At 69.3% G+C, this 19,077-nt stretch carries 18 protein-coding genes, 1 tRNA gene and 1 riboswitch; of the genes, 7 read left to right on the forward strand and 12 right to left on the reverse strand.

Annotated elements, in window-relative coordinates:
- The first annotated feature begins 68 nt into the window (after positions 1 to 68).
- A complete protein-coding gene (locus FHS00_RS05535; protein ID WP_183470612.1) occupies positions 69 to 251 on the forward strand; it encodes a hypothetical protein in 183 nt (60 codons plus the stop codon).
- A 2-nt stretch (positions 252 to 253) separates the two neighbouring features.
- Here FHS00_RS05535 and FHS00_RS05540 read toward each other — a convergent pair whose 3' ends face one another.
- Positions 254 to 706: a GNAT family N-acetyltransferase gene (locus tag FHS00_RS05540; RefSeq protein ID WP_183470614.1), complete on the reverse strand. Its 453-nt coding sequence runs from the start codon at positions 704 to 706 to the stop codon at positions 254 to 256.
- Complete coding sequence (cobW, locus tag FHS00_RS05545; protein WP_183470616.1) at positions 703 to 1,767, reverse strand: cobalamin biosynthesis protein CobW; 1,065 nt, start codon at positions 1,765 to 1,767, stop codon at positions 703 to 705. Before cobW ends, FHS00_RS05540 begins: the two co-directional genes overlap by 4 nt.
- Positions 1,768 to 1,812: 45 nt before the next feature.
- On the opposite strand from cobW, the gene FHS00_RS05550 reads away from it, so the two are divergent.
- The gene (locus FHS00_RS05550; RefSeq protein WP_183470618.1) at positions 1,813 to 2,142 is read left to right on the forward strand and encodes a DUF1636 family protein; all 330 of its coding nucleotides are present in this window, start codon (positions 1,813 to 1,815) and stop codon (positions 2,140 to 2,142) included.
- Here FHS00_RS05550 and FHS00_RS05555 read toward each other — a convergent pair.
- Positions 2,139 to 2,825, reverse strand: coding sequence for a CbtA family protein (locus FHS00_RS05555; RefSeq protein ID WP_183470620.1), 687 nt, complete (start codon positions 2,823 to 2,825; stop codon positions 2,139 to 2,141). The two genes, FHS00_RS05550 and FHS00_RS05555, sit on opposite strands and share 4 nt — an antisense overlap.
- A 10-nt stretch (positions 2,826 to 2,835) precedes the next feature.
- Positions 2,836 to 3,006 (reverse strand): CbtB domain-containing protein, encoded by a 171-nt coding sequence (locus tag FHS00_RS05560; RefSeq protein ID WP_183470622.1) that lies wholly within the window; start codon positions 3,004 to 3,006, stop codon positions 2,836 to 2,838.
- Positions 3,007 to 3,040: 34 nt separating this feature from the next.
- Positions 3,041 to 3,262: riboswitch (cobalamin riboswitch) on the reverse strand.
- 151 nt (positions 3,263 to 3,413) lie between these two features.
- On the opposite strand from FHS00_RS05560, the gene FHS00_RS05565 reads away from it, so the two are divergent.
- Complete coding sequence (locus FHS00_RS05565; protein ID WP_183470624.1) at positions 3,414 to 6,869, forward strand: chromosome segregation SMC family protein; 3,456 nt, start codon at positions 3,414 to 3,416, stop codon at positions 6,867 to 6,869.
- A 341-nt stretch (positions 6,870 to 7,210) separates the two neighbouring features.
- Here the strand turns inward: FHS00_RS05565 and FHS00_RS05570 are convergent, their stop codons facing one another.
- The 6 genes from FHS00_RS05570 to FHS00_RS05595 form a co-directional block, all read right to left on the reverse strand.
- Positions 7,211 to 7,948: a MauE/DoxX family redox-associated membrane protein gene (locus FHS00_RS05570; RefSeq protein WP_183470626.1), complete on the reverse strand. Its 738-nt coding sequence runs from the start codon at positions 7,946 to 7,948 to the stop codon at positions 7,211 to 7,213.
- A gap of 92 nt (positions 7,949 to 8,040) precedes the next feature.
- Positions 8,041 to 9,243, reverse strand: coding sequence for a lytic murein transglycosylase (locus tag FHS00_RS05575; RefSeq protein ID WP_183470628.1), 1,203 nt, complete (start codon positions 9,241 to 9,243; stop codon positions 8,041 to 8,043).
- Between the two features lie 64 nt (positions 9,244 to 9,307).
- A complete protein-coding gene (cbiB, locus tag FHS00_RS05580; protein WP_183470630.1) occupies positions 9,308 to 10,213 on the reverse strand; it encodes an adenosylcobinamide-phosphate synthase CbiB in 906 nt (301 codons plus the stop codon).
- Positions 10,210 to 11,142 (reverse strand): threonine-phosphate decarboxylase, encoded by a 933-nt coding sequence (locus FHS00_RS05585; protein ID WP_183470632.1) that lies wholly within the window; start codon positions 11,140 to 11,142, stop codon positions 10,210 to 10,212. The genes cbiB and FHS00_RS05585 overlap by 4 nt, the downstream gene beginning before the upstream one ends.
- Positions 11,139 to 11,522 (reverse strand): DUF1636 family protein, encoded by a 384-nt coding sequence (locus FHS00_RS05590; protein ID WP_183470634.1) that lies wholly within the window; start codon positions 11,520 to 11,522, stop codon positions 11,139 to 11,141. Before FHS00_RS05590 ends, FHS00_RS05585 begins: the two co-directional genes overlap by 4 nt.
- 64 nt (positions 11,523 to 11,586) lie before the next feature.
- On the reverse strand, positions 11,587 to 12,585 hold the full coding sequence (locus tag FHS00_RS05595; protein ID WP_183470636.1) for a glutathione S-transferase family protein: 999 nt from the start codon (positions 12,583 to 12,585) through the stop codon (positions 11,587 to 11,589).
- 504 nt (positions 12,586 to 13,089) lie between these two features.
- Here FHS00_RS05595 and FHS00_RS05600 point away from each other — a divergent pair.
- Both FHS00_RS05600 and FHS00_RS05605 read left to right on the forward strand, forming a co-directional pair.
- Positions 13,090 to 13,956 carry a DUF481 domain-containing protein gene (locus tag FHS00_RS05600; RefSeq protein WP_183470638.1) on the forward strand — a complete coding sequence of 289 codons (867 nt, stop codon included), beginning with the start codon at positions 13,090 to 13,092 and terminating at the stop codon, positions 13,954 to 13,956.
- Positions 13,957 to 14,103: 147 nt separating this feature from the next.
- Positions 14,104 to 15,768: a peptidoglycan-binding domain-containing protein gene (locus FHS00_RS05605; protein ID WP_183470640.1), complete on the forward strand. Its 1,665-nt coding sequence runs from the start codon at positions 14,104 to 14,106 to the stop codon at positions 15,766 to 15,768.
- 135 nt (positions 15,769 to 15,903) lie between these two features.
- Here FHS00_RS05605 and ykgO read toward each other — a convergent pair whose 3' ends face one another.
- A complete protein-coding gene (gene ykgO, locus FHS00_RS05610; protein WP_008884645.1) occupies positions 15,904 to 16,029 on the reverse strand; it encodes a type B 50S ribosomal protein L36 in 126 nt (41 codons plus the stop codon).
- A gap of 84 nt (positions 16,030 to 16,113) precedes the next feature.
- Positions 16,114 to 16,188: transfer RNA gene (locus tag FHS00_RS05615), tRNA-Val, on the reverse strand.
- 141 nt (positions 16,189 to 16,329) lie between these two features.
- Here FHS00_RS05615 and FHS00_RS05620 point away from each other — a divergent pair.
- Together FHS00_RS05620 and FHS00_RS05625 are read left to right on the forward strand one after the other, a co-directional pair.
- Positions 16,330 to 17,193 (forward strand): N-formylglutamate amidohydrolase, encoded by an 864-nt coding sequence (locus FHS00_RS05620; RefSeq protein ID WP_183470739.1) that lies wholly within the window; start codon positions 16,330 to 16,332, stop codon positions 17,191 to 17,193.
- Positions 17,194 to 17,254: 61 nt separating this feature from the next.
- Complete coding sequence (locus FHS00_RS05625; RefSeq protein ID WP_183470642.1) at positions 17,255 to 19,048, forward strand: SLC13 family permease; 1,794 nt, start codon at positions 17,255 to 17,257, stop codon at positions 19,046 to 19,048.
- The last annotated feature ends 29 nt before the right edge of the window (positions 19,049 to 19,077 follow it).

Consider the following 19,077-nt stretch of genomic DNA (forward strand, 5'->3'; position numbering starts at 1 on the left):
TCGTGAACGCTTGCGAAGCCCCGCGCGTTGGGGCAGGGAACGGCACCCCCCAGTTACAGGAGCGGATGATGGATTACAGCAAGTCGGGCGGGCCGCGTCAGGGCCGCAACGCGCCCAAGCACCGCGAGCACAACGAGCGCGGCACCGCGAAGACCCCCTATGACAAGCGTGACGACAAGGCCGAGCTGCTCAAGCGCATGAAGGACGCCGCGAAGAAGGCGGCCGGAAAAGCGCCCGACCCCAAGGGCTGAGGTCACAGCCGCTTCTCCATGAAGACACTCGACCCGTTCTCGACATAATCGCCGAACGGGCCCCGTACGGCGAAGCCGTGCCTTGCATAGAGACGATGGGCGGCGGCCAGCCTGTCGCCCGTCTCGAGCCGGATCAGCAGCAGCGCCTCTTCGCGCGCGGCCCGTTCCAAGTGGTCGAGCAGAGCCGCGCCGATCCCGCGTCCGCGCGCTGCCTCGGCCACGAAGACCGATTTCAGCTCGCCGTATTCCGGTTTCACGTGAAGCGCGCCGCAGCCCAGCGGCGTGTCGCCGTCATAGGCCGCGAAGAAGCGGATATCGGCGGCCTCAAGGGCCTCTATGGCTAGGAAGTGGTTTTCCTCCGGCGGGTAGAGAGAGCGCATCAGCGCCTGGCTCGCCTCGATCAGCGCGCGCGGCCCGGGATCGGTCGCGCGCGCCTGCTTCACCTCGATGCTCATGCCGCCAGCGCGGCCTCGATCGCCGCGCGGTCCAGCCCCGCCTCGCCGATCACCACGAGCCGCGTCTCGCGCGGGTCACTGCCGAAGGGCCGGTCGAAATGCGTGTCAACGCGCGGGCCCACCGCCTGCAGCGTCAGGCGCATCGGTTTGCCCGCCACCGCGACGAAGCCCTTGAGGCGCAGGATGTCGTGCGCGCGGATCACCTCGGCGACCTGCGCGGTAAAAGCCTTCGGATCGCTTACCTCCGGCCGGGTGACGACGAAGCTTTCGAACTCGTCATGGCCATGGTGATGCGCCGCATCGTGATGGTCGTCATCCTCGTCGTCGTGATCGTGGTGATGATGCACCTCGTGGCGCGCCTCCATGTCGGCCTCGGCGGCCGCGCCCTGGCCCAGCAGCACTTCGACGGGAAGCGCGCCCATCGTGGCACGCACCACCTGCACGCCCTCGCGGGCCTCCGCCTTCAGCCTAGCGGCCAGCGCCTCGGCCTCGGCAGGCTCCAGCAGGTCGGTCTTGTTGACCACGATCATGTCGGCGGCGGCGATCTGGTCCTCGAACAGCTCCGAGAGCGGCGTCTCGTGGTCGAGCCCGTCATCGGCGGCGCGCTGGGCGTCGACCGCGGCGACGTCATGGGCGAACCGGCCCTCGGCTACCGCCTTGCCGTCGACCACGGTAACGACGCCGTCGACGGTGACGCGGGTCGAGATGCCGGGCCAGTTGAAGGCGCGAATGAGCGGCTGCGGCAGCGCGAGGCCGGAGGTCTCGATCACGATGTGGTCGACCGGCTCGTCGCGGTCGAGCAGCTTCTCCATGGTCGGGATGAAGTCGTCGGCCACGGTGCAGCAGATGCAGCCATTCGACAGCTCGACCACGTCCTCGTCGCGGCAATTCTCGATGCCGCATCCCTTGAGGATGCCGCCATCGACGCCGAGATCGCCGAACTCGTTGATCACGAGCGCGATGCGCTTGCCCTTGGCGTTCTCGAGCAGATGACGGATCAGCGTGGTCTTTCCGGCGCCGAGAAAGCCGGTGACGACGGTAGCGGGGATCTTGGCGGGCATTGGGTTCTTCCGTTACTGATCGGCGTGACGACGCCGGGGGTGGACATGGACCGCATCACGATCTGCGCGACCTGCGCCACGCCGGGCATGGCGCCCGGCGGAGGGGCTCTGGCCGATGCGGTGCGCGCCGGGCTGCGCGAGGGGGTCGAGCTGCGGCTCGTCGATTGCCTGAATGTCTGCCATTCGCCCGTCGCCCTGTCGATCCGGGGCCATGGCAAGGCGGCCTATCTCTTCGCGGGGGTGGATCCGGCCACGCAGGCGGCCGAGATCCGAAAGCTTGCCGATCTCTATGCCGAGACCGTCTCCGGCGACATCGCTGATGCGCGGCCGCTGGGGCAGCTCAGGCATTGCCTGATCGGGCGTATCCCGGGCTAGGCCCGCTGAGCCTCGCGCGACCAGATCCAGCCGGCCGCCAGCCCGAGAAATGCCCATGCGGCCGCCGAGACGCCAAGGGCGCGGGTCGAGAACAGCGCTGCCAGTTCCGGCGCGGCGGCACCGAAATAGCGGTCGAGATGCGGTGCGCCGATCAGATGCGGCGCGGCGATCATCGCGATCCCGCCCGCGAGCCAGGCAGGGCCGCGGCCAAAGGCCATCAGGGCGAGCCCCAGCGCCGTCGCGACCACGGTGAAGGCCCACCAGGTCTGGCGCTCGGTGATCTCGGCGGCGACGGTGCCGGGAAGCTCGGGCGGCAGCCCGAAGCTCGGTGCGAGCGCCACGGCCGTGAAACCGCCTAGCCCCCATAAGAGGCCGCGCCGTGCATCGACCGCGACACCGCGCCGGGCCGCGAGCGCGAAGCCCGCCGCCAGCACGAAGCCAAAGCCGATCCAGCCCACGATGTTGATGGCGAGCGTGCCCATGTGCCGCCCGAGCGCGTCGCCCAGCGGCGGCGCGCCTGCGTCGGAGCCGACATAGCCATCGGTGAAATGCGCCCGCGCGCCGGATTCGTAGAGTTCGGCTTCCAGCAGGAGGGGCACGACGAACCATAGCTGCAGAAGTGCGGCGAGCACGCCTGCGGCCAGGCCAGCGAACAACGCGCTGGCCCCGATCTGTTTCAACATGTCGATGCGATCAGTGGCAGGGGAAGCCGGTGGCGTGGCGCGAATCATGGGCCACGTCATGCATGCCGCCGGCGTGGCTGAAGCCCGCGGCGAAGATCAGCCCAAGGCCGAGCACGGCGGCAAAGGCGATGGTGGCGATGTCGGAAAGCGCGCCCGAGGAAGCGATGGTCTTGGTCGTCATATCAAATCTCCTGTCCCGTCCACCCGACGGGGTCATGGGTTTCGTCATGCAGGCCGGTCTCCTGGCTCGCGGGTCGCGGCATCCCTCCACCTTCCCGGGCTTTGCCCAGTGGCTACGGAGGGACGCTCACCGCTCACAGTCGCGGGGGCGGCTGCGGCAGGGGGCCTCCTGACTGGATCGGCCCCTTCCGCATTCCCGATTTCCTCCCCTCGGGCGCTTCGCGCCGCATCGGGGAACCTTGCTCCCCCGTTTTGCGCGCCCGCACCCCGTCGCGTCAAGCGTCAAGGTGAGGGCCTCTGCCGGTGCAAACGCGGCGGAACCCTGCGCGCCAAGGGCCGCGCGCGTTGACTTCGCGGCCGCCTTTCCCGCATAGCGCCGCGACCACGAGCGCGAATGAGGGCGGCGTCATGCGATTCTCCCGGCTGCGGCTGAACGGCTTCAAGAGCTTCGTCGACCCGACCGATCTGGTGATCGATGACGGGCTCACCGGCGTGGTCGGTCCGAATGGCTGCGGCAAGTCGAACCTGCTGGAGGCGCTGCGCTGGGTGATGGGCGAGAACCGCCCCACCGCGATGCGCGGCGGCGGCATGGAGGATGTGATCTTTGCCGGTGCCGCCACCCGGCCTGCGCGCAACCACGCCGAGGTCACGCTCTCGATCGACAATGCCGAGCGGTTGGCGCCCGCCGCCTTCAACGATGCCGACACGCTCGAGATCGTGCGCCGGATCACCCGCGACATCGGGTCGGCCTACCGGCTCAACGGCAAGGAAGTGCGCGCCCGCGACGTGCAGATGCTCTTCGCCGACGCTTCGACCGGTTCGCAGTCGCCGGCGCTGGTCCGCCAGGGGCAGATCGCCGAACTGATCAACGCCAAGCCGACGGCCAGGCGCCGCATCCTCGAAGAGGCGGCGGGCATTTCCGGTCTCTACCAGCGCCGTCACGAGGCCGAGCTGAAGCTGCGCGGCGCCGAGGCGAACCTCGCCCGCGTCGACGACGTCGTCGAAAGTCAGGCGGCGCAGCTCGCGACCCTGGCGCGGCAGGCCCGCACGGCGGCACGCTACCGCGAGATCGGCACGGCGCTGCGCGCGGCCGAGGGGCTGCTGCTCTGGCTGCGCTGGAACGCCTCCGAGACGATGCGCCGCGCCGCCGAGGAGGAACTGCGCGAGCTCGCACAGGCCGCCGCCCGCGCCGACGCCCAGGCGGGCAAGTCGGTCGCGGTACGCGCCGAGGCCGAGACGGCGCTGCCGCCGCTGCGCGAGGAGGCGACGGTGGCCAACGCCGTGCTGAACCGCCAGGAGGCCGAACGCGACCGGCTGCTCGACCAGGAAAAGCGTGCGCGCGGCGCGATTCGCGCGCTCGGCGCGCGGATCGAACAGATCGACCGCGACATGGAGCGCGAGGGCGTGCTCGATCGTGACGCCGGCGAGACGATGGGCGCGTTGGAGGCCGAGGCCGCCGAGCTGGCGCAGGCCGGCCAGGGCCACGAGGCGCGGCTCGCCCAGGCCGAGGAGGCCGCGCTCGAGGCGGGAGAGATCCTGTCCGAGGCTGAGCGCGCCCAGGGCCAGCGCACCGAGGACACCGCCCGGCTGGCGGCCCGGCACCAGTCGGCGCAGCGCATGGTGGCCGAGGCCCGCGCGCGCATCGCCAAGAGTGCCGAGGCCGCCGGCGAGGCCAAGACGCAGCTCGATCAGGCCGGCGCGGCGGCGACGCAGGCCGGTGCGGCGCTGGGCCGGGCCGCCGAGGCGGAGCGGGCCGCGAGAGAGGCTGCCGAGGCCGCCGAGCGCGACCTTGCGCAAGCCGAGACCGCCCGCGCCGAGGCACAATCGGCCGAGGCGGAGACGCGTGCTGCGCGTTCTGGCGTCGAAGGCGAGGCCAAGGCGCTGCGCGCCGAGGTTGCCGGTCTCGCCCGGCTGGTCGAGCGCAGCGGCAGCGAGGGCACGCAGCTTCTGGACATGCTCAAGGTCGAGCCGGGCTTCGAGAAGGCGCTGGGCGCGGCGCTGGGCGACGAGCTGAAGGCACCGGTGGTGGATGCACGCGGCGCGACCGGTTGGGCCGAGCTGCCTGGCTACGACGCCGATCAGCCGCTGCCCGAGGGCACCGCGCCGCTGGCGCACGCCGTGCACGCCCCGGGACTTCTGGGCCGCAGGCTCGCGCAGGTCGGCGTGGTGAGGCGCGACGAGGGCGCGGCGCTGCAGGGCCGCCTGAAACCCGGTCAGCGGCTGGTCAGCCGCGAAGGCGACCTGTGGCGCTGGGACGGCTATCGCGCCGGGGCCGAGGACGCCCCCTCGGCGGCGGCGCTGAGGCTGGAGCAGATGAACCGGCTGGCGGCACTGCGCGGCGAGTTGGAGGTGGTCGAGGCCCGGCTCGAGGAGCTGGTCGACGCCCATGCCGACGCCGCGGCCGCGCTCGAACAGGCCCGCGAGACCGATGCCGCCGCCCGCGCCGCGCGCCGCGCGGCCGAGACCGCGCTGTCGGAAGCCGCGCGCGCGCTCAGCCGCGCAGAGGGGGAGAAAGGCCGCGCCGAGTCTCGCCGCGTCGCCGCCGCCGAGGCGATGGCGCGCCACGAGGCCGAGGGTCGGGCAGGGCGCGAGGCGCTGGTCGAGGCCGAGGCCGGGTTGCGCGATCTCGACGATCTCGATGCCGCGCGGGCGCGGGTCGAGCAGGGGCGCCAGCTCGTCGAGGCTGCGCGGATCACCATGATCACCCGCCGTTCCGAGGCGGACGAGATCCGTCGGACCGGCGAGGCGCGGACGCGCCGCGCCGAGGCAGTGGCGCGCGAGCTCGACGGCTGGCGCCAGCGGGCCGAGACGGCGCGCGGCCGGATGGCCGAGCTGACCGCGCGGCGGTCCGAGACCGAGGCCGAATTGGAGCGCGCCAGTGCCCGGCCGGAGGCGATCTTCGCCGAGCGCCGCAAGCTCGACGCCGACATCGCACAGGCCGAGGCGCGCCGCGACGCCGCCACCGAGGCGCTGCGCGCGGCCGAGGGCGCACTGGCCGATGCACAGGCCGCCGAGCGGGCGGCCGAGCGTGCCGCGTCGGAAGCGCGCGAGCGCCGCGCCGCCTCCGAGGCGCGGGCCGAGGCCGCGCGGCAGGCGGTGACCCAAGCTGCCGAGCGGATTACCGAGACGTTGGAAACCACCCCCGAGGCGCTGTTCGAGACGCTGGAGATCGGCGCGCTCGCCCCGCCGCCCGCAGAGGAGGTCGAGGCCAAGGTCGCGCAGCTGCGCCGCCAGCGAGACGCGCTGGGCTCGGTCAACCTGCGCGCCGAAGAGGATGCCGAGGCGATCCGCGCCGAGCATGACGGGCTGGTCAGCGAAAAGGCCGATCTCGAAGAGGCGATCCGCACGCTGCGCCAGGGCATCGGCAGCCTCAACCGCGAAGGGCGCGAGCGCCTTCTCGCCGCCTTCGACCAGGTGAACGAGAATTTCGGCACGCTGTTCACCCATCTTTTCGGGGGCGGCGAAGCGCGGCTCACCTTGGTCGAGAGCGACGACCCGCTCGAGGCCGGGCTCGAGATCCTGTGCCAGCCGCCGGGCAAGAAGCTCAGTGTGCTTTCGCTGCTGTCGGGCGGCGAACAGACGCTGACCGCGCTGGCGCTCATCTTCGCGGTGTTCCTCGCCAACCCGGCGCCGATCTGCGTGCTCGACGAGGTCGACGCGCCGCTCGACGATGCCAACGTGACCCGGTTCTGCGACCTTCTGGACGAGATGACCCGCCGCACCGACACGCGGTTCCTGATTATCACCCACCACGCGGTGACGATGGCCCGGATGGACCGTCTCTACGGCGTCACCATGGGCGAGCAGGGGGTGAGCCAGCTGGTTTCGGTCGATCTGCGCAAGGCCGAGCAGATGGTCGCCTGAGGCGCAATCTTTCCGGAGCGAAGCATCTCGTGATCCCGGAACGCAAAGAGAACGCTTGAGAAAATAACCCGCATTTGGCAAGACTTCCCCCTGCCGCGACACATCGCGGCGAGGGGAGGTGATATGTATTGACCGAAGCCCGCTACCGTAAGTGGATGGTGGTCGTCGCAGTGGCAACACTGCTGGTGAGCGTCGTCCGTCTCTGGGTCGGGAAGTAACCCCGGCAAAGAGAAACCCCGCAGAGCGGCAACTCTGCGGGGTCCAGATCAGGGATGAGATATCATCGACCGATCACTACCGTATGACATCATAATGTGCATCGCCTGACGGATTGTAAAGCCTCAGGCCAGCAGCATCACCAGCATCCAGAGCCCCATCCCGGCCATCATCACGTTCTCGGTCAGCGAGATGAAGCCCAGCGGCACGTTGCTGTCGGCGCCGACGCAGGCGCATTTCAACTCGCGCTTGTCGATATAGACCGCCTTGATCACCGACACCGCGCCCACCGTACCGATGAAGAGCGCCAGCGGCGCCGAGAACCAGGTCAGCAGCAGCGCCGTCATCAGCACCCCCGCGATCCCTTCGGCCCAAGGGTAGATATAGGCATAGGGTACCCATTTCTGCGCCAGCAGGTCGTAGTTGAGAAAGCCGTTCGAGAACCCCTCGACATCCTGCAGCTTCTGCAGCGCCAGCAGGCACATCGCCACCGAGATGAACCAGCCGATGGTCTGGCCGGTGAAGAAGGTGCCGAGCGCGACCCAGGTGATCGCCACGGCGATGGCGAAGGCCATGCCGAAGATCGCGATCACCGGGCGATAGGTCGTGCCCTCGGGCTTGGCTGGTGCCATGTCGAAATGCGCCCTGAGGTCGTCGTAGCCGCCGATCCGCTTGCCGTCGATGAAGGTCTGCGGCGTGGTCTTCACCTCGTGCTCGCGCTTGAAGGCTTCGGTCGCCTCACGCGTGGTGAGTTCGTGATCCTCGACCGCATAGCCGTTCTTCTTGAGCAGCCAGAGAGATTTCTGGCCGAAGGGGCACTGATGCTTGGGCATCGACATGCGATAGAGTTGGGCGGTCTTCATGGGCCGGTCCTCCGTCATGCGGTTGACCGGCCAACGCGCCTATACCCCCTCGGGGTTCCATCCCGAGAGGGCGCTGCGGGGATCTCAGCAGATCACAACGCGTCGAGCAGGGCCCGCGTCGGCCAGGCGTCCGCAGGCAAGCCGAGGCGGATCTGTTCGGCCTGCACCGCCTCGCGGGTCTTCTCGCCGAGGATGCCATCGGCGCCGCCGACGTCGTGGCCGCGTGCCTGAAGACGCTCCTGCAGGCGCACCATCTCCTCGCCCGAGAGGCCCGGCGCGGGATTGCCCGCATCATAGACCGGTGCGCCCTCCAGCCGGGTCGCGAAATAGGCGGCGGTGGTGACGTAGACGAGGCTCTGGTTCCACTCGAAATAGACGTCGAAATTTGGATAGGCGAGGAAGGCCGGACCGCCACGTCCCATCGGCAGCAGCACCGAGGCGGGCAGGCTGTCGGCGCCGAGATCGCCCGAACGGGGGGTGACGCCGAGCGCCTTCCATTCGGCTACGGTCATCTTGTGGTCGAGCCCGGTGAGCGTCAGGTCGATCCCCTGCGGCAGGGCGATTTCCTGCAGCCACGGCTCGTTCGGCCGCCAGCCCAGGGATGACAGCATCTTGCCACCCGACAGCAGCGCGTCCGAGGGCGAGCCCTTGAGATCGACGCGGCCGTCGCCATCGCCGTCCATGCCGTTCTCGAGAATGTCGGCGGGCAGCATCTGCACCTGCCCGATCTCCCCCGCCCAGGCACCGGTGGTCGCGGCGGGGTCCATGCCGCCTTGGGCATAAAGTTCGATCGCGGCGAGAAGCTGCGGGCGGAACAGCTCGGGGCGGCGGCAGTCATGCGCCAGCGTCGCCAGCGCATTGGCGGTGTTGAAGTCGCCCTGCACCGCGCCGTAATCGGTCTCGAAGGCCCAGAAGGCCAGCAGCACGCCGCGCGGCACGCCGTAATCCGCCTCGATCCGGTCGAAGACGGCGTCGTATTTGTCGGCATTGGCGCGGCCGTTCGCGATCCGGTTCTCGGAGATCAGCCGGCGCGAGAAATCGATGAAGTCGCGCTGGAAGACGCCCTGCGCCCGGTCGGCGCGCAGCACGGCATCGTCGGGGCGCACGCTCGAGAAGAAGGCGTTCACCGTCTGCGGGGCGTGGCCGAGCGCGGCGGCCTCGGACTTCACCCCGTTGACCCAGGCGCCGAAATCGCCGCCGCATGGGGGCTTGGGGCCGGTCGTTTCCTGGGCCTGCGCATAGGCGGGCAGGGCGGCGAGGATCAGTGGAGCGAGGAGACGGGCCTTGGGGCGCATGGGCGATTGTCCTGTCTGTTGCGGGTCGCGGCGGAGCCTGCCAGCGACACCTGCCAGGGGCAACTCACGTCCACGCCAGCACCAGCACCACGCAAAGACCCGCCGCCCAGGCCTTCCACAGCATGGCGCAGGCGGCCTCGATGGCGGCCGGGCCGATCTCGCGGAAGCCCTGCGGGTGAACCCATGGGTAGTCGCGCATTTCGCCGTGATAGGCGCGTGGCCCAGACAGCGCAACATCGAGCGCGCGCGCCATCGCCGCCTCGGGCCAGCCGGCATTGGGCGAGCGGTGCAGCCGCGCTTCGGCGGCGATCTCGCGCCATGGGCCGGGACGGCCCGCGACGAGCCAGATCAGCAGCCCGGTCAGGCGCGCGGGGATCCAGTTCATCAGGTCGTCGAGCCTGGCGCTGGCCCAGCCGAAGCCCTCGTGGCGCAGCGTGCGGTAGCCGATCATCGAATCGGCGGTGTTGACGATCTTGTAGACCAGCAGTCCCGGCAGACCGCCCAGCAGGAACCAGAAGGCGGGCGCGGTGACGCCGTCCGACAGGTTCTCGGCGGCGCTCTCGATCGCGGCGCGGGCCACCGCGGGTTCGTTCATCGCGGCGGTGTCGCGCCCGACGATCATCGACACCGCGCGCCGACCCTCGGCGAGGGAATGGCGCAGTCCCCGTGCCACGGCGCGGACGTGATCGACGAGGCTGCGCTGGGCGAGCAGGACCGCCGCGACCAGCACCTCGACGAAGGGGCCCGGCATCGCGGCCAGCGCTTCGCCCAGCGAAAAGGCCGTGAAGACCAGCGCCGCGCAGGCCAGCACGCCCCGGCCGCGCGCCGGGCCGCCGGTATTGAGGATCTTGTCGAACCAGCCCACCGCCCAGCCCATCAGCACCGCCGGGTGCGGCAGGCGGCGCCAGATCTCCTCGGGCTCGCCGAACAGCGCGTCGAGCACCAGGGCGATGGCGAGCCAGAGGCTCAAAGCGCCGCCTCGATCTGCCCCCAGCGATCTGGCGCGGGCAGGCCGAGCCGCAGATGCGTGTCGGACCACGGAAAGATCCGGCTCCAGACATGGCCCTGCGCCAGCCGTTCCTGCCACGCCTTCGCGTCGTCGGCCTCGTAGAGACGGAACAGATCCGTGCCGCCGGAGGCCCGCGCGCCCCGCGCCGTCATCAGCGCGTCGAGCCGCGCCGCGTCGGAGGCCAGCCGTACGCGGGTCGCCTTGGCCCAGCTGCGATCCTCGAGCGCCCGGGCACCGATGGTCAGCGCCGGGCCCGAGACCGGCCAGGGGCCGAGGCTTTCCGCCAGCGCCTCGATCAGCGCCGGCTCGGCAATTGCAAAGCCGAGCCGGAGGCCGGCGAGGCCCCAAAACTTGCCGAAGCTCTTCAGCACGACGGTGCCGGGCCGCCCGGCCAGCGCCACCAGCGAGGCGTCGGGGCGGATGTCGCAGAAGCTCTCATCGATGACTGCGAAGGGCGCGGTGATCTCCGAGGCCTGCCAGAGACGCCCGTCGGGATTGTTGGGATGCACCGCGACCTGCGCCTTGGCCTGTCGCGTGGTGATCTTCCACCCGGCGGCGGCGAAGGCGGCCTCGTGCTCGTTATAGGTCGGGCCCGGGATTCGAACCGCGCCGGTCGGAGCGAGACGCGGCAGCCGGGCGATCAGCGCGGAGGCGCCCGGCGCGGCGAGGATCGCCGCGGTCTCGGGCACCTGCCAGAACCGCCTCGCGGCGGCGGTCAGCCGGTCGTGCGCGGCTTGGTCCGGCAGCGCCGTCCAAGCGTCGAAAGGCAAGGCACCGACCGGGTAGGGGACCGGGTTGATGCCGGTCGACAGGTCCAGCCAGCCATCGCGCGTGCCGCCATGCCGCGCGATCGCGGCATCCAGCCCGCCACCATGGTCGCGCCCGTTCATTCCGCCTCCGGCAGGGGCGGGTGGCGGGTGACGAAATGACCCTTCACCGCCTGCGGCCAGCTCCGGTAGGGCACCTGCCCTGTCGCGCTTTCACCATGCAGCACCGCCCAGTCGACGATGCCGCGCGCGGCTTCAGCTGAGGGTTCGAACCGGCCCAGCGTGTAGTTCAGCTTGCCTGCCGCCTGCACCGCGACGTTGCAGCCCTGCTGGCAGCCCATCAGGCAGGAGATGCGCCGCGTGCGCACCGGCATGCCGCCGGCCGCCGCCTCGACCAGCGCCGCGAGACGCTCGCCATCGGTCATGCCCGAGGCCTCGTCCCAGCCCTCGCGCTTGCAGGTGTCGCAGATGGTGATCCAGGTGGTGGGGTTTTGCGTGCTCATGCGCCCGCTTCAAACCGAAAACCGCCCCGTCCACAAGCGCGACGGGGCGGCTGGTCGGGCGGTGTCAGGCCGCGCTGCGCGTCGAAACTTCGTCCCGCCCATGCGGGGCCGTCAGGTCGGGGTCGGGCCCGATCGGCACGATGCGGTGCGGATTGATGGTCTCGTGGCTGTAATGGTAGTGCCGCATGATGTGGTCGAGGCGGACCGTCTGCGCCACGCCCGGCCATTGGTAGAGTTCGCGCGTGTAGCCCCAGAGATGCGGATACTCGATCAGCTTGGCACGGTTGCACTTGAAGTGCCCGTGATAGACCGCGTCGAAGCGGATCAGCGTGGTGAACAGTCGCCAATCTGCCTCGGTGATCCGATCCCCCATCAGGTAGCGGTTGTCGGCCAGTCGCGCCTCGAGCCAGTCGAGGCTATCGAACAGCTCAGAAACGGCCTCGTCATAAGCCTCTTGCGTGGTCGCGAAGCCCGCCTTGTAGACCCCGTTGTTGACGGTGTCGTAGATGCGCGCGTTCACGCCTTCGATTTCGTTGCGCAGTTCCCCGGGCCAATAATCGTCGCGATTGCCGGTGATCCCGTCGAAGGCCGAGTTGAACATGCGGATGATCTCGGCGCTCTCGTTCGACACGATGGTGTCGCGCGTCTTGTCCCACAGCACCGGCACAGTGACCCGGCCAGAGATGTTCGGATCGGCCCGAGTGTAGATGTCGCGCAGATGGGGCAGATCGAACAGCCGGTCGCCGGTGGCGCCGTCGAAATCGGTCCGAAACTCCCAGCCGTCGGACAGCATGTCGGGATGCACGGCGCTGACGCCGATATGGTTGTCGAGGCCCTTGAGCGCGCGGAAGATCAACGTCCGATGCGCCCAGGGGCAGGCATAGGAGACATACAGGTGATAGCGGCCGCTCTCGGCCGGAAACCCGTCATCCCCCGTCGAACCAAGAGCGCCGTCCGGGGTGATCCAGTTGCGGAACGTCGTCGTCGTGCGCTCGAACTTTCCGCCGGTCGATTTGGTGTCGTACCAGCCATCCTGCCACGCGCCGTTCTGCAAGCGTCCCATGCGATGATCCTCGTTTTGCTGTCGGTCGGATCCGAGATAGGGCGTCTTGTCGGATCGGGGCAGGGGAGTGGGCGAACAGAGCCTGTGCACGGCGTTGCCGTGTTTATCGGGAACTGCCGGGAGCAGGCTGAAGCCGAAAGGTCGAACGTCATCTCCATTCGCGCCAGTCAAAATGGTCGTGCCCAATAGGCGGTGCCTCGGCGAAAATGGGAGGCAGCCCATCGAAAGGGCATCTGGCCTCACGTTCTGTGACATTTTTGCAGCTCTGCAGGGCATGGCGTGAACCCTGCATTCCGCAGCGTTAATTTCAATTGACGGCACGGCAATAAGGTTCATATCCCGGGCTTGAGAACCGGCGCATCGCGGCGCTGTTGCAAATTTGTCCCGGTCGCCGAGCTTTGGTCGCGGGGGCGGACCGGAATTGCGAAGACCGCGTTCACCGAGCATGGAACCCGCAGCGGACCCGGCCGGCGGCCGGAATCTGGAACCGAAAGGACACTCGAAATGAACGCCACCTACAAACTGCTGATGGCCACCACCATCCTGGGCTTCGTCGGCACTGCATCGATCGGTCAGACCGAAGATCGTACCTTCGAAGAACGTGAAGGCGACTTCATCGAACGCGTCGATCAGATTGACGACCAGTTCGACGATCTCGACGACGACGTTGAGGACATCCAGGAGGGCCTCGCCGGCCCCGACACCGCCTTCGGTAATGCGGGTCGCAAGCTGGGCTTCAGCGGTTCGATCGCCGCATCGGGCAACGCCACATCCGGCAACTCCGACAGCGCCAGCATCTCGGTCGGCAGCCGCCTCGGCTTCTTCGACGGCGTCAACGGCCATAATGTCCGCCTGACCTACTTCTATGCCGAAAACGATGGCGAAGAGGACGAGAACCGCCTGCTCGCGGCCTACGACTATACCCGCGACTTCTCGCCCAACTTCTATGGCTATGCGAACACCGCCGTCGCCTATGAGAGTGACGACGAGCTCGAGACCGATGCCTATGCCAGCGTCGGCGTCGGATACCGGGTGTTCAACACCCCCGACGTGCAGTGGTCGATCCAGGCCGGTCCGGCCTATCGCTACATCGAAACGAACACCGGTGACGTTGCCGAGGAAGCCGCTCTGGCGATCGGTTCGAACTATTTCAACCGTATCAGCGAGAACCTGACCATCTCGAACGAGACGGACATCATCGCCTCCGAGAGCGACACCTATGTCCTCAACGACGCGGCGCTGACCTCGCGCGTCAGCGACCAGATGGCGCTGCGCACCAGCCTGCTCACCGAGTACCACTCCGATCCGGTTGGCACGAACGACGAGTTCGACAACACCTTCGGCGTGTCGGTGGTCTACAACTTCAACTGATCTCCCTCGATCGGTTGCATTCCGGAAGGGGAGGCGGGGCAACCCGTCTCCCCTTTTCGCATCTGCGCACCAGATACTGGCGAAGTTGCTATTTGATGACGGGGCCAAGAGCGGTCAGTCTGGCCCGGAAACAGGACGGAGGACCCCATGCGCCGATTGTTGACGAGCACCGCGCTGATACTCTGGGCCGGCGCCGGATGGGCGCAGGATGCGGCCCTGCTGCTCGGAACCGAACGCTACGAGACGCTGGGGCGGATGTCGCGCGGCACGGAAATGCTCGAAGCCGGCGAGGCGCTGCGGGGCCTGGGCTTCGAGGTGTTCTCGCTGCCCAATGGCCGCGCCGACAGCACGGCGGAGACGGCGCGCGATTGGCTCGAGCAGGTGCCCGAGGCGAACCGGTTGGTGGTTGCGCTGTCGGGACGGTTTGCCACCGACGGTGCGCGCAGCTGGTTCCTCACCGCCGAGGCCGAGGCGCCGGGGCTGCTGACGCCGGGCGCCGCCGCGCTGCCAGTCGAGGGCGTGCTGCGGGCGCTGGCCGAGGCGCCGGGGCGGTCGCTGCTGCTGATCGCGATCGAGCCGGACAGCTCGAACAGCTTCGACCCCTGGGTCGGCGAAGGACTGGGCGCGCTCGAAATTCCGCAGGGCGTGACGGTGCTGACCGGCAGCCCGCGCGCCGTGGCGCGTTTCATGACGGGACCGATGGTCGAGCCGCGCGCCGATCTGAGCGCCGCGATCCGGGCTGCCGACGGCATCACCGCGCAGGGCTACTTGCCGCGGGCGCGGGTCTTCATGCCGGAGCGGGCCGAGACCCCGGCGGCGCCGACGGGCTCGACCGCCGACCCGGCCGCCGAGGAGGCGCTCTGGCGCGGCACCGTCGCGCTGGGCACGATCGATGCCTATCGCGACTATCTCTCGCGCTATCCGCGCGGCGCACATGCCGAGGCCGCCGAAACCGCGATCGCCGAGATCATCGCCGAGCCCAACCGCGATGCGCGGCTGGCCGAAGAGGCGATCGGGCTGAGCCGTGACCAGCGCCGCGACATCCAGCGCAGCTTGAGCCTCCTTGATTTCAACACCCGCGGCATCGACGGCATCTTTGGTCCGGGCACCCGCCAGGCGATCACCAACTGGCAGCAGCAGAACGGCTTCCCGCAGACCTCCTATCTCACCCCCGAGCAGATCAGCCGGATCGACGCGCAGGCCGCACGCCGCGCCGCCGAGCTCGAGGCCGAGGCCGAGCGGCAGCGCCAGCAGGCGGAACGCGCCGATCGGTCGTTCTGGGAGGAGACCGGCGCACGCGGCGACGAGCCGGGGCTGCGGGCCTATCTCGACCGCTATCCCGACGGGCTCTTCGCCGAGACCGCCGCCGACCGGCTGGCGCTAATCGAGGAGGAGAAGCGGCAGGCGGCGCAGGCCGAGGATCGGGCCGCATGGGACCGGGCCCGCGGCGCGGACACGATCGAGGCCTATCGCGACTACCAACGCGCCTTCCCGGAAGGCAGCTTCAGCGCCGAGGCCGAGGCCAGGGTCGCAGCGCTGACCGAGGAGCGGGCGCAGAGCGAGAACCGGGCCGCCGCAGAGGCGGTCGAGCGCGAGCTTGGGCTCAACGCCCTGACCGCGCGGCTGGTCGAACAGCGGCTCGACGCGCAGGGGCTGGAGCCGGGCACCGTCGACGGCGAGTTCGACCAGTCGACCCGCCGCGCGATTCGTCGCTACCAGCGCGATCATGGGCTGGAGGCCTCGGGCTTTCTTGACGAGGCGACGGTGGTGCGGCTCCTGGCGGATTCGCTGGGCGACATCCTGCCGCGCTGAGCAGTTCCGCCCCGCGCCCTTTCGGGGGCGCGGGGCATTGAGGCGTGCAAGTTCAGGTGCAAAACGAAAAGGCCGCCTCCTTTCGGAGACGGCCCTTGTTCCCTCGTCCCACCCTTGCGGGCAGGGCGGCCTGCTTCAGCCCTGACGGGCCTTGAAGCGGCGCTGCGTCTTGTTGATGACGTAGACGCGGCCCTTGCGGCGCACGACGCGGCAATCGCGATGGCGCTGCTTGAGCGAACGAAGCGAGTTGGCGACCTTCATGACGCTCTCTCTCCTTGTCGCGGCGCGGCGATTGCGCCGTGGTTGCAAAATTCGACCCCCGAAATCGGGGGCCGGCGAAATCCGTGGTGGGCGGTACAAGGTTCGAACTTGTGACCCCTACGATGTCAACGTAGTGCTCTACCGCTGAGCTAACCGCCCTCTGCCGGTGCCGTCCGTAGCGCCCGTGGCGCCCCGTCCGTCGTCGGTGAGCGGTGCTATACGGGGAACGGCGGACGGGTTCAAGGGGTTTCGACCCGAGAAGTTTGCACGCTATTCTTACCCTTGGGGAATCCGGAGTTGATGCGCATGGCCGCCTTCGAACTGTTCCGACCGGCCGCGCATACCAGCTGTGTCGTCTTCGCTTCGCCGCATTCGGGGCGTGACTATCCGCAGGCCCTGTTGGAGCGCAGCGCGCTCGACGCGCGCCAGATCCGTTCCTCCGAGGACGCTTTCGTCGATCAGCTTTTTTCAGCCGCGCCGGAGCATGGGGCCCCGCTCCTCGCCGCGCGGTTGCCGCGGGCCTGGGTCGACCTCAACCGCGCCGCCGACGAGCTCGACCCCGCATTGATAGAGAACGTGGCGCGGCGCGCGCACAACCCGCGCGTAGCCAGCGGATTGGGCGTGATTCCCCGCGTCGTCGCCGGCGGGCGGCCGATCTATTCCGGCAAGATCGGGCTCGAGGAGGCGCGGTCGCGCCTCGACCAGTGCTGGACGCCATACCACACGGCGCTGCAGACGCTTCTCGACGAGGCGCAGGCACGATTCGGAGAATCGATCCTGATCGATTGTCATTCGATGCCGCACGAGGCGATCGAGCTGGCCGGCGGTCGGGGCGCGGCGCGGCCGCATGTGGTGCTGGGCGACCGCTACGGCGCGGCGGCGGCGCCACGGGTGATGGCGCGGATCGAGGCCGCCTTCACCGATGCCGGGCTGCGGGTCGCGCGCAACACGCCTTTCGCCGGGGCTTATGTCACACAGGCTTACGGCCGCCCGGCCCGGCGCCAGCACGCGGTGCAGATCGAGATCGACCGCGCGCTCTACATGGACGAGAAGCGGGTCGCCCCGCATGAGGGGTTCGAGGCCTTCCGCACGAGGCTCGCCGGCGTCATTGCCGAGATCGCCGCGATCGGCCGCGAGGAGGCGGGGCGACTCGCTGCTGAGTAGCGACGCGGAACCGGGCAGGCAGGGCGCCGGTTGATCCGGCGACTCGCCCGGAGGTCCGCACTTGCCCCTGATTCCCACGGAGCTGCAGCCCCTTGTGGCGCTCCTGTTGCTCGGCCTGCTGTTCGTGGCCTTTCTGCTCGAACGCCATCCTCCCGACGTCACCGCCGCCGGTGCTGCGGCCCTGTTCGTGCTTTTGGGGCTGACGCCGCCGGATCGGGTGCTTGAGGTGTTCTCGAACCCGGCGCCGATCACCATCGCCGCAATGTTCGTCATTTCCGGCGCGCTGGTGCGGACCGGGTTGCTCGACGCGCTCGCGGCGATCGTGATCGCCCGCGCGGAGGCACGACCGCTTCTGGCGCTGATCGTGTTTCTGGGGGTCACCTTGCTGGCTTCGGGGATCGTCAACAACACGCCTGTGGTGCTGATCCTGATCCCGGTCATCATCCGGCTGGCCCGCAGTCTCGGGATGGCCGAAACGCGGCTTCTGATCCCGCTCTCCTATGCCGCGGTGCTGGGCGGGACGCTGACTCTGATCGGCAGCTCGACCAACATCCTCGTCGCCGGGGTCGCCGCCGAGCGCGGGCTCGCGCCCTTCGGCATCTTCGAGATCGCGCCGGTCGGCCTTGCGGTGGCGGCGGTGGGCGGCGTCGCGTTGGCGGTGCTGGGGCCGTGGCTCCTGCCGGACCGCCGGGCACGGGGCGAGGCAGGGGCCTCCGAGACGGTGTTCCTGACCGAGATCCGGCTTGACGAAGGGTTCGCCGGTCTCGGGCGGCCACTGGCCGAGGCGGCGGATCTGAACCGGCCCGGCATCCGCATCACCGCCCTGCGCGAAGGCAAGCGGCTGCGGCGCAGCGACCTCGACAGCCACGTGCTGGCGGCGGGCGACCTGCTGGTTGCGCAGGCCACCACGTCGGAGATCCTGACCTTGCGCGCGCTGCCGGGCCTGTCGGTCGGCCTGCGGCGCGGCACCGGTGCCCGCGGCCGCGAGGAGGATCTGGTCGTGGCCGAGGCGATGGTGACGCCCACGCATGGCAGCCCGCGCGATACCGTTTCGCAGCTCTCGGTCGGCTATCGTTATGGGCTCAGGGTGCTGGGGGCGCATCGGCAGGGCCACGTGGCGGGTCCGGATCTCGGCTCGGCGCGGCTGCGCCCGGCCGACAAGCTGCTGCTCGAGGGCACGCCCGAGGGCTTCGACCGGCTGGCGCAGGGGCAGGAGCTGGTCTCCGTCACCCGCCCCTCTGGCCGGGCCTATCGCCGCAGGCGGGCGCCTCTGGCATTGCTGGCGCTGCTGATGGTGGTCGGCCTCGCCGCGCTCGAAGTGGCGCCGATCGCGCTCCTGGCGCTGGGCGCCGTGGCAGCAATCCTGCTGTTCCGCTGCATCGACAATGACGAGGCCTGGGGTTCGATCAACGCGGGCATCCTAGTGCTGATCCTTGCTATGCTGGTGGTCGGTATCGGATTGGAAGAAACCGGCACCGTCACTTTGATCGTCGACTGGCTGACGCCCTGGCTCGAAGGACTGCCGCCGATCGCGCTGCTCGCCGCGCTCTATGCTTTGACCTCGATCCTGACCGAGACGGTAACCAACAACGCCGTGGCGGTGGTGGTGACGCCGATCGCCGTGGCGCTGGGCGAGGCCACGGGCGTCGACCCGCGGGCGCTGGTCGTGGCGGTGATGATGGGGGCCTCCGCCAGTTTCGCCACGCCGGTGGGCTACCAGACCAACACGCTGGTCTATGGCGCCGGGGATTACCGCTTCACCGATTTCCTCAAGATCGGCGTGCCGATGAACCTGATCGTCGGCCTCGCGGCGGTGCTGGTGATCCCGCTGGTATTTCCGCTCACCCCCGGCTGAGACGAAAGTTGATTTTGCCGAACGGGCGA

Origin of the sequence: Limimaricola variabilis (assembly GCF_014195545.1) — a bacterium.
GTDB classification, from domain to species: domain Bacteria; phylum Pseudomonadota; class Alphaproteobacteria; order Rhodobacterales; family Rhodobacteraceae; genus Limimaricola; species Limimaricola variabilis.